10 protein-coding genes are annotated in these 13,011 nt (G+C 68.9%); 6 read left to right on the top strand and 4 right to left on the bottom strand.

Annotation, left to right across the window (positions count from 1 at the left end; all coding sequences use genetic code 11):
- The first annotated feature begins 321 nt into the window (after positions 1 to 321).
- The 3 genes from CFB49_RS26710 to CFB49_RS26720 all read left to right on the top strand — a co-directional run bounded on the left by CFB49_RS26710 (position 322) and on the right by CFB49_RS26720 (position 4,082).
- Positions 322 to 1,902: an amino acid permease gene (locus tag CFB49_RS26710; RefSeq protein ID WP_089492750.1), complete on the top strand. Its 1,581-nt coding sequence runs from the start codon at positions 322 to 324 to the stop codon at positions 1,900 to 1,902.
- A 131-nt stretch (positions 1,903 to 2,033) separates the two neighbouring features.
- Positions 2,034 to 3,302 carry an NAD(P)/FAD-dependent oxidoreductase gene (locus CFB49_RS26715; protein WP_089492751.1) on the top strand — a complete coding sequence of 423 codons (1,269 nt, stop codon included), beginning with the start codon at positions 2,034 to 2,036 and terminating at the stop codon, positions 3,300 to 3,302.
- Between the two features lie 105 nt (positions 3,303 to 3,407).
- Positions 3,408 to 4,082, top strand: a complete 675-nt coding sequence (locus CFB49_RS26720; RefSeq protein ID WP_089437020.1) for a TetR family transcriptional regulator — start codon at positions 3,408 to 3,410, stop codon at positions 4,080 to 4,082.
- Positions 4,083 to 4,152: 70 nt separating this feature from the next.
- Here CFB49_RS26720 and CFB49_RS26725 read toward each other — a convergent pair whose 3' ends face one another.
- On the bottom strand, positions 4,153 to 5,937 hold the full coding sequence (locus CFB49_RS26725; RefSeq protein ID WP_089492752.1) for a phospholipase D-like domain-containing protein: 1,785 nt from the start codon (positions 5,935 to 5,937) through the stop codon (positions 4,153 to 4,155).
- A gap of 105 nt (positions 5,938 to 6,042) precedes the next feature.
- A complete protein-coding gene (locus tag CFB49_RS26730) occupies positions 6,043 to 6,801 on the bottom strand; it encodes a DeoR/GlpR family DNA-binding transcription regulator (protein WP_089492753.1) in 759 nt (252 codons plus the stop codon).
- A 218-nt stretch (positions 6,802 to 7,019) separates the two neighbouring features.
- Here CFB49_RS26730 and CFB49_RS26735 point away from each other — a divergent pair, with 218 nt between their 5' ends.
- The 3 genes from CFB49_RS26735 (at position 7,020) to nadE (ending at position 9,394) form a co-directional block, all read left to right on the top strand.
- Positions 7,020 to 7,205 carry a hypothetical protein gene (locus CFB49_RS26735; RefSeq protein WP_006480515.1) on the top strand — a complete coding sequence of 62 codons (186 nt, stop codon included), beginning with the start codon at positions 7,020 to 7,022 and terminating at the stop codon, positions 7,203 to 7,205.
- A 211-nt stretch (positions 7,206 to 7,416) separates the two neighbouring features.
- Positions 7,417 to 8,286: a DMT family transporter gene (locus CFB49_RS26740; protein WP_089492754.1), complete on the top strand. Its 870-nt coding sequence runs from the start codon at positions 7,417 to 7,419 to the stop codon at positions 8,284 to 8,286.
- Between the two features lie 259 nt (positions 8,287 to 8,545).
- The gene (gene nadE, locus CFB49_RS26745; RefSeq protein ID WP_089437024.1) at positions 8,546 to 9,394 is read left to right on the top strand and encodes an ammonia-dependent NAD(+) synthetase; all 849 of its coding nucleotides are present in this window, start codon (positions 8,546 to 8,548) and stop codon (positions 9,392 to 9,394) included.
- A gap of 75 nt (positions 9,395 to 9,469) precedes the next feature.
- On the opposite strand, the gene CFB49_RS26750 is transcribed toward nadE, so the two are convergent.
- Together CFB49_RS26750 and CFB49_RS26755 are read right to left on the bottom strand one after the other, a co-directional pair.
- Positions 9,470 to 11,146 carry a S10 family peptidase gene (locus CFB49_RS26750; RefSeq protein ID WP_089492755.1) on the bottom strand — a complete coding sequence of 559 codons (1,677 nt, stop codon included), beginning with the start codon at positions 11,144 to 11,146 and terminating at the stop codon, positions 9,470 to 9,472.
- 73 nt (positions 11,147 to 11,219) lie between these two features.
- A complete protein-coding gene (locus CFB49_RS26755; protein WP_089492756.1) occupies positions 11,220 to 12,809 on the bottom strand; it encodes a S53 family peptidase in 1,590 nt (529 codons plus the stop codon).
- Positions 12,810 to 13,011: the final 202 nt, after the last annotated feature.

The following is a 13,011-nucleotide window of genomic DNA, read 5'->3' on the forward strand; positions in this document are numbered from 1 at the left end:
CTTCCAAAGCCGACGGACGGGTACGCGGACACGTCCCGATCCGACACAAGTTGATGACGATCCCGCATCACCCTGTGCGGAAATATCGTTTGCCGCCCGCGCATTCGACCCCACACAATCGGTGCGACGTCGAGGTGCAACGCACCCGGCGCGCCGCCGGCCGCCACGACCGCCGCCGGACGACCGACGAAGGCGACACGCACCACGGCCCGGCTCAGCGGGCCCGCGTCGCACCGCATCACCGCTGCCCGGCCCGCGGCCGGCAGCGCGTCGTGCTTCGTCACCGAAAAACAATCCCGGAGACAGCGCCCAGCGCCCGCCATGCATTCAGACGCCCGCCCCGATTCGTCCCGCCCGTCCGGCCCGCCGCCCGCGAAGCCGTCCCTCCACCGCGCGCTCCAGGCCCGCCATCTACGGATGATCGCGATCGGCGGCTCGATCGGCACGGGCCTGTTCGTCGCATCCGGCGCGTCGATCTCGCAGGCCGGGCCCGGCGGTGCGATGCTCGCGTACATGCTGATCGGCCTGATGGTCTATTTCCTGATGACGAGCCTCGGCGAGATGGCCGCGTTCATGCCGGTGTCCGGCTCGTTCGCGACCTACGGCGCGAAGTTCGTCGACGAAGGCTTCGGCTTCGCGCTCGGCTGGAACTACTGGTACAGCTGGGCCGTGACGCTGGCGGTGGAGCTCGTCGCCGCGCAGCTCGTGATGCACTACTGGTTCCCCCACGTGCCGGGCGTCTGGTGGAGCGCGCTGTTCCTCACGCTGATCTTCGCGCTCAACGCGCTGTCGGTGCGCGGCTTCGGGGAAGCCGAATACTGGTTCGCGCTGATCAAGGTGCTGACGGTGCTCGCATTCGTCGGCGTCGGCCTGCTGATGATCTTCGGGATCATGCAGGGCGGCCCGAGCGCCGGCTGGGGCAATTTCACGATCGGCGACGCGCCGTTCGTCGGCGGCTGGGCGACGATGCTCGGCGTCGCGATGATCGCGGGCTTCTCGTTCCAGGGCACCGAGATGATCGGCGTCGCGGCCGGCGAATCGGAAAACCCGCGCACGACGATTCCCCGCGCGGTAAGCCAGATCTTCTGGCGCATCCTGCTGTTCTACGTGTTCGCGATCTTCGTGATCGGCGTGCTGATTCCGTACACCGATCCGAGCCTGCTGAAGAGCGACGTAACCGACATCGGCGTGAGCCCGTTCACGCTCGTGTTCCGCCACGCGGGCCTCGCGTTCGCGGCCGGCGTGATGAACGCGGTGATCCTGACGGCCGTGCTGTCGGCCGGCAACTCGGGCATGTATGCGTCGACGCGGATGCTCTACAACCTCGCGGTCGAAGGCCGCGCGCCGAAGCTGTTCGCGAAGCTGTCGCCCGGCGGCGTGCCGCGCAACGCGCTGTATGCGACCACCCCGATCGGCGCGCTGTGTTTCCTCACGTCGCTGTACGGCGACAAGACCGTCTACCTGTGGCTGCTGAACACGTCGGGCATGGCCGGCTTCATCACGTGGCTCGGCATCGCGGTCAGCCACTACCGGTTCCGCAAGGGTTTCCTGAAGCAGGGCTACCGGCTCGACCAGTTGCCGTACCGGTCGAAGTGGTTCCCGTTCGGCCCGCTGTTCGCGTTCGCGCTGTGCGCGGCCGTCGCGCTCGGCCAGGACTACCAGGCGTTCCTCGCCGACAAGATCGACTGGACCGGCGTCGCCGCGACCTACATCGGCCTGCCGTTCTTCCTCGCGATCTGGCTCGGCTACGCGCTCGCGCGCAAATGCCGGCTGGTGCGCTACGAGGACATGGACATCGCGCCGTGGATCGAACGCAACGCGACGCATGAAGCTGCCGAAAAGGCCGACGCCGGCTATCCGGCCTATGTCGTCCGTCCGGCCAACCCGACGCCGGGCGCCTGACGCCCTGTAACGCACCGGCCGCCCTTCGCGGCGGCCGGCGCACCGAAAACCCCATTCGACGCGGCGCGCGCGTTCAGGCAAGATCGACGCGCGCCGTCCGCTTTTCCGCCGTCACGAGTCACCGAACACGCATGCAGAACTTCTACGAAGCCACCGTTACCCGCCAGCCCTACCCGCAACTGACCGACACGATCGATACGCAGGTCTGCATCGTCGGCGGCGGCCTCGCCGGGCTGTGCACGGCGCTCGGTCTCGTCGAGCGCGGCGTGCACGACGTCGTCGTGCTCGACAGCGAACGGGTCGGCTTCGGCGCGTCGGGCCGCAACGGCGGCTTCGTGTTCGGCGGCTACAGCCTCGACAACGCCGACCTGCTGCGCACGCTCGGCCGCGACGAAGGGCGCCGGCTGTACCGGCTCACCGTCGACGCGGTCGACCTGATCCGCGCGCGCATCGCCCGCTACGGGATCGACTGCGACATCGTCGACCAGGGCGTGATGCTCGCGAACTGGTTCGACGATCCGTCGCGGCTCGACAGCGTGCGCACGCTGATGAAGAACGAGCTCGGCGTCGACTGGGAACCCGTGCCGACCGGCGCGCTGCGCGAGCGGCTGAAGACGCGGCGCTATTACGGCGGCCTGTTCGAGCCGAACGCATTCCATTTCCATCCGCTCAAGTACGTGCTCGGCGTCGCGGCGGCGGCATCACGCGGCGGCGCACGCGTGTACGAACGCTCGGCCGCGCTCGGCATCGCGCGCGACGGCGCCGGCTACGTCGTGCGCACGGCACAGGGCGCGGTGCGCGCGAAGGACGTCGTGTTTGCCGGCGGCGGCTACGCGCGCGGCGTGTCGCCGCGCATCGAGCGCGCGGTGCTGCCGATCGCGACCTACGTGATCGCGACCGAACCGCTCGGCACGCGCCTGCCCGACGCGATCGATGCGCCGTACGCGATCTACGACACGCGTTTCGCGTTCGACTACTACCGTCCGCTGAAGGACACGCGGATCCTGTGGGGCGGCCGGATCTCGGTGCTCGACCGCGGTCCCGGCGCGATCGAGCGCCTGCTGCGGCGCGACCTGCTGCGCGTGTATCCGCAACTGGAGGGCGTGAAGGTCGACTACGCGTGGGGTGGACTGATGAGCTACGCGCGGCACAAGATGCCGCAAATCGGCCGCGACGCGGACGGCGTGTGGCACGCGATCGCATTCGGCGGCCACGGGATGGCGCCGACCACGGTGGCCGGCGAGGCGCTCGCCGCCGCGCTGGCCGAGGGCCGGCCGGTGCCGGACGGCTTCGCCGCGTTCGGGCTCACACGCACGTTCGGGCTGGCCGGCCTCGCCGCCGCGCAGCTCACGTATACGGCGTACCAGGCCCGCGACGCGCTCGCGTCCTGCCGCCGCTGAGCGCCCGCCGCGGCCGTGCCGATTAGAGCGGAAGGTCGGCCGGGCGGGCATTTTCCACATGCTAGAATGCCTTTTCCAAGCCGCCGCGAACCACAACAAAGTCACATGAAAGCAGGAAGCAAGGCCGCCACGTCCGACCCCCGCGCGCTTGCGTCCGATGCGCGGCGTAAATACGATCCCGAGCAAACCAAGCGCAACATCCTCGATGTCGCCACGCAGGAATTCTCCGCGATGGGTCTCGCCGGTGCGCGCGTCGACGCGATCGCCGAGCGCACGAACACGACGAAGCGGATGCTCTATTACTACTTCGAAAGCAAGGAGGGCCTGTACGAGGCCGTGCTGGAGAAGGTGTACGGCGACATCCGCGCGCTCGAGCAGGAACTGCACGTCGGCGACATGGAGCCGCGCGAAGGCATGCGCCGTCTCGTCGAATTCACGTTCGACTATCACGACAAGCATCGCGATTTCGTTCGCCTCGTGTCGATCGAAAACATCCACGGCGCGAAATATCTCGAACAGCTGAAATCGTTCAAGAACCGCAACGTCAGCATCATCAAGACGCTCGAGGAACTGGTCGAGCGCGGCGCGGCCAGCGGCGCGTTCCGCAAGGACATCGACGCATTCGACCTGCATCTGCTGATCAGCTCGTTCTGCTTCCACCGCGTGTCGAACCGCTACACGTTCGGCGCCGCATTCGGCCGCGACCCGTCGGCGCCGCGCCTGCGCGCGCGACATCGCGACACGATCGCCGACGCGGTGCTCCGCTACGTCGCCGCGTAAGCGGCGGTAGTCGCCGGCCGGGGCACGCGGCATCCGCGCCCCCGCGCACTTCATTCAGCACGTCAGCGCATCAGTCCGTCGGTGCGGTCGACGCCAGCGCGATCCGCGCCTTCTCTTCCGGGCTGCCCGCCACGTAATACTTCTTCGCCCAGCTCGAATCGGGCGCAAGCGCGAGCCGCCCATGCGTACCCGTGCCGTGCTGCTGCTTCGCATGGATCGCCAGCGCGCGGGCGCGGTAGTGCTCGTACAGCCGCAGGAATTCCGCGAGATAGATCGCCGCGATCCGCTTGTCGCGGATCTCGAGCAGGTTCTCGTCGTTGTACTGCTCGGAATTGCGGCTCATGTTCGCCGAGCCCGTATAGACGACCGGATTCGCGCCTTCCGCGTCGATCACGATGAACTTGTGATGGATCACGACGGGCGGAAAAGCCGGCGCCGGTTCGCCCGGGAAAAGCCGCAACTCCGGCTCGAAACCCTGCGGCACCGTGGCCGGCGAGAAATACGACGCGTCGATCACGTCGTGGTTGTCGCGGCCGCGGTGGTACAGCTCGAGGTTCGCGAGCGTCGCCGCATCGAGCGTCCGGCCGTCCTGCCGAGCCGTGTCGGCCTTCGTCGCGCTGCCCACGTTGATCCGGTTCACGAGGCCGAACATCATCAGCCCGCGGTCGCCGGCCGCGAAGCACGCATCGCGCAGCCCCGCGTCGGTCGGCATGAAGAGGCAAAACGACACCGAATGCTTCGCGGCGGCGATCGCGGCGACGATCGTATCGATCTCGGTACGCTGCCCCGCCGGCTCCGGCGAGTACGCAACGCGCACCTGCGCGCTGCCGATCGTGATCGGCGCCGACCAGCCGGCCGACAGCCGCGCGGTCTCCGCAATCGACGGATTCGCGGCCAGCGCATGCGCGCGATCGTTGTACAGCGCGGCGAGCGCGGACGAGTCGAATGCATGCAGCACGTTGGCCTGCTCGGTCAACCCCTCGGTCGTGAAGTTCGCGGAACCGGTCAGCACGCGCGCGGGCGCCGGGCTCGACGGCGTATCGGTCACGATGAACTTGTCGTGCATGATGTGCGTCCGGTCGCGCGGCGCGAGCGTCGCGAGGCCCTGCAGCGCCTCGACGGCCGGCTGGTTCGGCGACGGCAGCGGCGGCCCGCCCTTGCGCGCCGTGGTGTGCGCATCGTAGACGATCGCGAGCGACGCTGCGCCGTGCTTGCGGCCGAACGCGTCGAACGCGGGCAGCGCCCACAGCGTGTCGGTCAGGTGATAGACGGCCGACACCGCGCGTGACGCAGGATCGAGCATCTGAGCGAACACCTGTTCCATGTCGTTCGCGAGCCACGTGCGCAGCTTCAGCGCCTGGGCGGCGCTCGGCGCCGCGTTCGGCGCGAGGCCGAGCGCCGCGACCTGCTTCGCGAACGCCTGCGAGCTGACCACCGCGCGGTTGAACCACGTACCGATGCCGTCCTCGACGTGCGCGGGCAGCACGACGTCGCACACGCCGGCCTGCGCGTCGAGCACCTGCAGGTTCGCCGGCGTGCCGACGACCGGATAGACGTCGTAGCGGAACGACGCGCCGCGGTCCTGCGGATCGATGCGCGCGTCCCACCACATGAATTTCTGGATCGGCGCCTGGTCGGTCGGCGCATCGCCCTGCGTGTCGGCGGCCGGGCCGTCGAACGTCAGGCGGTTGGGCAGCCAGCTGTCCGGCGCACGCGTCTTGCCGTCGGCCGACCAGAAGCCCGGCGTGCGCCGGATCGCGAAGCCGAGGAAATCCGACCGCGACGCCGCATCGGGCCAGTCGAAAGCCAGCAGGACCAGGGTGGGGGAAAGATAGCTGCGCACGCTGACGGTCATTCGTTGCTCCCTGGCCTCGCGGCCGGTCGAGATGAATGCGTCAGTCTTGATGGCGGTTCTTCCCGCGCGATGACCGTTCGATGAACCTTGTATGTCCGACGCGCGTCAGTCGCACACGAGCAGCTCGATCCCGCGCGCCGTCAGCGCGCGGCGCACGGCCTTGTCGGGTGCGCGCTCGGTCACCAGATAGCGGGCGGCGGCCGTGCCGTTGATCCGCACCGGCGTCACGCGGCCGAATTTCGAATGATCGGCGACGATGATCGCCGTGCCCGCCGCCGCGATCATCCTGCTGCGCACTTCGGCGGCGAGCCGCGAGTAGTCGGTGCACTCGCCGTCGGGTGTGATGCCGCCAGCGCCGACGAATGCGAAATCGACGTGGTATTGCGCGAGCTGGTGGATCGTGTCGAGCCCGAACGTCGCGTCCTCGTCATCGGACAGCTCGCCGCCGAGCAGCGTCACGCGGTTGCCGTTGCGCCGCGCGAGCACGAACGCGGTGCGCCAGTCGTTCGTGTAGATCGACAGCCGGTGCCGGTCGGCGAGTGCCAGCGCGACCGCGTGCGGCGTGCTGCCCGAATCGATCAGCACCGATGCGTCGTCGGGCACGAATTCCGCCGCGCGCCGCCCGATCGTGCGCTTCGCGTCGGCGTTCGCGGCTTCGCGCTCGGACAGGCTCGGCTCGCGGCGATCCGTGGCCAGCGCGCCGCCATGCGTCATCACGAGCAGGCCGCGCGCGGCCAGCGCGTTCAGGTCGCGTCGCACGGTTTCGCGCGACACGTCGAGCGAACGGACGAGTTCCGCGACCGACAGCGCGCCCGAGCGTCCGAGCTCCGACAGGATGTATTGATGACGTTGTTCCGCCAGCATCGCGTGTGCGCCCGAGGCGACTGGTAATGGGTAAGCCGGCCATTGTATTACGGACGTTTGACGACCATTTGACTGGGCCGGGAATCACGGCCGGGCGGCGGCCGCGCGCGTTGCCCGAAAGCGAAATTCTGTATTGCCCGGCGCGCGCGAATCCGCGTGGCGCCGGTTGCTACACTTGGCGCTTCGCCGAACGACCGACCGACAAAGGGGCTTGCGCCATGTATCGCAAAGGCAGTGTGATCGAAATCCAGTTTCCGCCGGAACGCCTCAACGACGCGGCAGGCGATCCGTACTGGATCGACCTGACGCTCGACGAAGCGCGCCGGCTCTACGAGCAGCTCGCCGCGCGCTTCGCGACCGACGCGCGCGCCAACCAGCCGCTCGACACGTTCTCGATCGACTGAGCGTCGCTGCTGCGCGCCCATCCGCGCAGCGCCGTGCGGTGCGGTGCCACGGACAATCGTCCCCGCCGCCCCGCGCACCGGCGCGCGATGACCGCCGGCCCGCTCACGCGCCGCGCGGCATGAGTGCAGGATTCGACAAGACGCCGACGCCGCTTCGGTCGATACTGGCCGACTTTCCGGTTCTGTCCGGCCGCGTCGCGGCCCGTCACGCATGCTCAACTCGATCGTCGCCGCCGTTTTCGTCGCGCTCTGGTCCACCGGCTTCATCGTTGCGCGGGCAATCAAGCCCTACGCCGATCCGAACCTGTTCCTGCTCGCGCGCTTCGCGGGCACGGCCGCGCTGTTCGGCGTGGTGGCGCTCGCCGCGCGCGCACCGTGGCCGGCCCGCCGCGAATGGCCGCGCCACCTGATCGCCGGCGCGCTGCTGCAAGGCGTCTATCTCGGCGCGAGCTACTGGGCCGTCGCGCAAGGGCTGAATGCGGGCGTGATGGCGCTGCTCGGCGCGCTGCAGCCGCTTGCCACCGCCGTGCTCGCGGTTCCGCTGTTCAACGAACGCCTGCCCGCGCGCGGCTGGCTCGGGATGGCGCTCGGGCTGGCCGGCGTCGCGCTCGTGCTCGCGCCGAAAGTCACCGGCGGCGTCGCGCCGCCGCCGGGTGCCGCGCCTGCGTGGCTCGTCGTCACCGTGTCGGTCCTGGCGGTCGGGGCGATCACCGCCGGCTCGCTGTACCAGAAAGGCAAGCTCGCGCAGAGCGACCTGCGCACGGCGGTCGCCGTGCAGAACTTCGGCGCGGCGATCGTCGCGGCCGTCTTCGTCGTGCTGCTCCATGAGACCCGCTGGATCGACGCGCCGGCGCTGTGGGTGTCGCTCGTGTGGGGCGTCGTGTTCCTGTCCGGCGGCGCGGTCACGATGCTGATGTGGATGCTGCGGCGCGGCAATGCGGCGCGCGCGACGTCGCTGCTGTTTCTCGCGCCGCCGCTGGCCGCGCTGCAGGGTTACGCGCTGTTCGGCGAAACGCTCGCGACGATCCAGCTCGCCGGCTTCGCGCTCGCGCTGGTGGGCGTCGTGCTCGCGCGGCGCTGACGGGGCGAAGACCCATGCGGGATCGAGCGGCCACGCCCGGCCACGCCCGTCATCGGGCCTCCATCCCGACTCGTCGAAGCCGCGCGCACGGCTGCCCTTCGCGCGGCACTCCCGCACCCGTCCGGCGCACCGCGCACCACGGCGATGCGCGCGTCTCGCCGATGCAACGCGAAACCGCCGGATCGCCGGCCCGGCGCGGCGGCGCGCCGCGATTGCGCTTATGATGAGCGCCTTGCATTTCGTCCCGGAACTTCCCGTCATGACATCCGCCGATTACGCCAGCCGCCAACGCGCGATCATTGCCGAACTGAACGTCGCCCCGCACTTCGACGCCGAGGCCGAAATCGACCGCCGCGTCGATTTCCTCGCGCAATACCTTCGTTCGACTGGCCTGCGGACCTACGTGCTCGGCATCAGCGGCGGCGTCGACTCGTCGACGGCCGGCCGGCTGGCACAGCTCGCGGTCGAACAGCTGCGCGCCGGTGGCTACGACGCACGCTTCATCGCGATGCGCTTGCCGAACGGCGTGCAGAACGACGAAGAGGATGCACAGCGCGCGCTCGCGTTCGTGCGCGCGGACGAGGTATTGACGGTCGACGTGAAGCCGGCCGCCGATGCGATGCTCCGTTCGCTGGTCGCGTCCGGCCACGCATTCGACACTCCCGCGCAGCAGGATTTCGTGCACGGCAACATCAAGGCGCGCGAGCGCATGATCGCGCAGTACGCGGTGGCCGGCGCGCGGCGCGGCATCGTGATCGGCACCGATCACGCGGCCGAATCGCTGATGGGCTTCTTCACGAAGTTCGGCGACGGCGGCGCGGACATCCTGCCGCTCGCGGGCCTGAGCAAGCGTCGCGTGCGCGGTGTCGCACGCGCGCTCGGCGGCGAGGAACTGATCGTGATGAAGGTGCCGACCGCCGACCTCGAGGAGCTGCGCCCGCTGCGCCCCGACGAGCACGCGTATGGCGTGACCTACGACGAGATCGACGATTTCCTCGAAGGCAAGCCGGTCGCCGATCGCGTCTACGAAACGGTGCTGCGCTTCTACGACGGCTCGCGCCACAAGCGCGCACTGCCGTACACGATGTTCGACTGGCCGGCTGCATAAGCCGGCCGCCCCGCTACCGGCATATCGCCGCGCGCTCCGTCAGGGCTGCGCGCGGCACATCGGCGCCGGGCAACGCTATGCGTTCCCGCCCGTCTTCTTCGCCTGCAGCGCACGAATCCTCAGCCGCGCGCCCGTATCGCTGACCGTCGCGTCGTACATCGTCGCGAGATCGCGCTTGAGCGCCGTACGCGAGCCGCCGTCGAGATACACCATGTGCCCCGACGGATAGAACCGCGCGGACAGGTTCTGCCGCACCTTCTGGTCCTCCAGCGGCATCTGCTGCAGATCGATCACGGTCTGGTAGAACGGCGTGACGAAGTCGTAGAGGCCGTTCGCCGACAGCACCTTCAGGTCGACGTTCAGCGCCATCACCGCGGCGAGGTCGCCGGCCGTGTAGAGGATCACGTTCCCCTGCGCATCGATGCCCTGCTGCGCGCCGGTCGGGTCGATGTGGCTGAAATCCCAGTTCTTGAAGGCCTGGTCGTTCAGGTCCGTGAACGCCGAGTTCGACGTGAACTTCAACTGCTCGTTCAGGTAGCTGTTCCACATCGCCGTATAGACGCCCGTCACGGCCGTCATCGTCGGATCGTTGCCGCCCGAATTCGGGTCGATCTTGCCGGCGATGCCCGACGAGATCCCGGTCACGCGGCCGTCGTACGAACCGAGCGCGAGCCCCTGCGCATGCAGCAGCGTCGTCAGGAACAGCGAATTGCCGCGCGTGTCGTAGCCGGCGATGTCGAGCCCCCACGATTGCAGCGTCGCCGTATCGATGCCCGTGTATGCCGACAGCTTCTGCACGGTGGCCGGGTTTGCATGCGGCACCGCGCGCAGCGCGCTCAGGTAGTCGGTGCGCGCGAACTGCGCGACTTCCTCGACGAACGCGCCGAGATCGCTCGGCGCCGGCTTGATGCCGAGCTTCTTGTGATACCACGCGTCGGCCGCGGCGGTCGGCAGCGCGCCCACCGGGTTGCCGGCCTGCCGGTAATCGAGGATCGACGATTGCAGCGTGACGCCGTTCAGGTCGACGCCGTCCTCGTGCAGCTTGTATGCGAGCACGCAGCTGCGCGCGGTGCCGTACGATTCGCCGAACAGGTATTTCGGCGAATTCCACCGGTTGTTCTTCGTCAGGTAGCGCTTGATGAACTGCTTCAGCGAATCCGCATCCTGGTCGACGCCCCAGAAGTCGCGGTTCTTGTTCGGCGCGACGGCCGCCGAATAGCCGGTGCCGACCGGGTTGATGAACACCAGGTCGCTGTGGTCGATCATGCTGTCCGGGTTGTCTTCGATCTGGTACGGCGCGGGCGGCGTGAAACCCGGCATCGACGTCTTGATGCGCTTCGGCGCGAACGAGCCGAGCAGCACGAACACCGACGACGAACCGGGCCCGCCGTTATAGAAGAACGTCACGGGTCGCGTTTCCTCCTTCGCGCCGTCGGCCGTGAACGCGACGTAGAAGATCTTCGCGGCTGGCTGCGAACTGCTCGGATCGACCGTCACGAGGTGGCCGACCGTCGCCGTGTACGCGATGCGCTTGCCGTCGATCAGGATCGTGTGATGCGTGATCGCGGCCGCCTCGGTCGTGTCCGTCACCGAGTCGTCGGGGCCGTTGCCGTACGCGACCGGATCGAAGAACGGCTGGTCGCGGCCGTGGCTCAGCGCGACCGGATTGATGGTCGGCGGCACGCCATGCGAATTGTGATCGCCGTGATGCAGCGGATACACGCCGCCGGAAGATGCGGAATCGATGCCCATCGTGCTGCTCCTGGAGGTGAAAAAAGACGCGGGCAGACCACCCGCGTCGAACGGAAAGGCGCGCGCCGGCGCGTCAGCTCGACGGCTTGCGCGCGAGGATCGTGGCGAGTTGCGCACCGTTCGGGCTGCCGAGGCCGGTGCACGCGTCCCAGCCGGACGCGGCCGCATATGTGCCGTTCGATCCTTTCGTGATGTCGCGCAGCGCGCCCGGATGCTTGTACAGCACCGGATTGATCCAGCCGGCCGACGCGCCGGCCGCCGCATTGATCCGCGCGATCAGCGCGGCCCACAGCGGTGCGACCGCGCTGGTGCCGCCCATCACGGCCGGCGTGCCGGCGACCGACACTTCGTAACCCGTCTGCGGCGACGCGTCGCCGGCCACGTCCGGCACGCCACGCTTGGCGAGCGGCGTGGTGGTGCCGTCGGCGCGTGCGACCTTCAACCCCTGCTGCCATGCCGGCAGGTCGAACAGCGAACTGACGCCGCCGCCGCCCGCCCCGCCGCCGGCCGCCTCGTCGTTCCACGTGACCTCGCTGCGGATGCCCTGCCCGGGCAGCGCGTCGAGTTGCGTGCCGCCGCAGCCGAGCACGTACGGGCTCGACGCGGGGAAATCGACGTGATCGGCGCCATCCTGCAGCCCGTCGCCCGAGCCGCTGTCGCCCGACGCCGCGCAGACGGTAATGCCCTGCGCGGCAGCCGCCTGCAGCACGCGGTTGAACGCGTGCGCCGACTGCGCCTGCCAGATCGCTTCCGGGCCGCCCCAGCTGATCGAGATCACGGAAGGCCGGTTGGTCTTGTCGGTGACGGCCGCGTTGACGGCCTGGATGAAGCCCGCGTCGCTGTTCGGCGCGAAGTAGATCGCGATCTTCGCGGCCGGTGCGATCGCGCCGGCGATCTCGATGTCGAGCGCGACTTCGCCGTCCGGGCCGTTCGGCTCGCCGGTCGGCGCATTGCGGCCGGTGCCGACGTTCACGTCGACGAGCGTCGGCGGCGTCGTGATCCCGAGCCCGCGGAAATACTGCTGGATGTCGGCCGCGCGATAGCCGCCGCCGAGTTCGACGATCGCGATGCATTGCCCTGCGCCGTCGCCGGGCGGAAAGTCGTACAGCGACGCCAGCTGGATCGGCGTGAACGTGACGGCCGCCGCGCCGCGCGCCGGCTTGAACGGCGGACGGAAGCGGAAGTGCGGCCGCGCCTGCGGCCGGCTGTCGAGGCCGAGCACGGCCGTCACCGCATCGCCGAGCTCGTCGGGCAGCGCGATCGGGCCCGAACGGCCGCGATACTGGCCGATCGACCGATGCTCGAAACGCTCGAGCTTCACGCTGAACGCGGCTTCGAACTGCGCGATCGTGCCGGACAGCACGACGACGCTTTCGACCGGGTCGACGCGATCGACCGTCAGTTGATGACGGTGTGCGAAGTCCTCGGTCTTGCGGATGTCGTCGGGATTGGCGGAGAAACGCTGCGCGAACGTGTCGCGCGACAGCGGTTTCGCGCCGGCGTCGCCGGTGGCGAGCTGGTGGACCAATGCATCGAGTTGCCCTTCTTCCTGCCGCCGCAACATGATCGTGACGTGGATGCGTTCTGCCGGATCGCACCGGCCGAGACACTTGGACTCGGCGACGATACGGGGTTCACGGTCGGCTTGAAGATGCCTTGCCATGTTCAGACCCTCCTTGGTACCGCGTTGCACGGAACAGCCAGGAAATCGGACATAGCCCGCGGAAGACGGTTCCGTTCGGTCAGTCGACTCGCGACGGCGCGTTTGCGACGGCGCGTTTGCGATCGCGAAGCTAGAGGAAGTTTAGAACAGTCAGACGATTTGCGCGCACGCCCTTCTGCGGCAACGCGCACGCGCGAAGGCC

It is taken from the genome of Burkholderia sp. AU17457 (assembly GCF_002223255.1).
Taxonomy (GTDB): Bacteria; Pseudomonadota; Gammaproteobacteria; order Burkholderiales; family Burkholderiaceae; genus Burkholderia; species Burkholderia sola.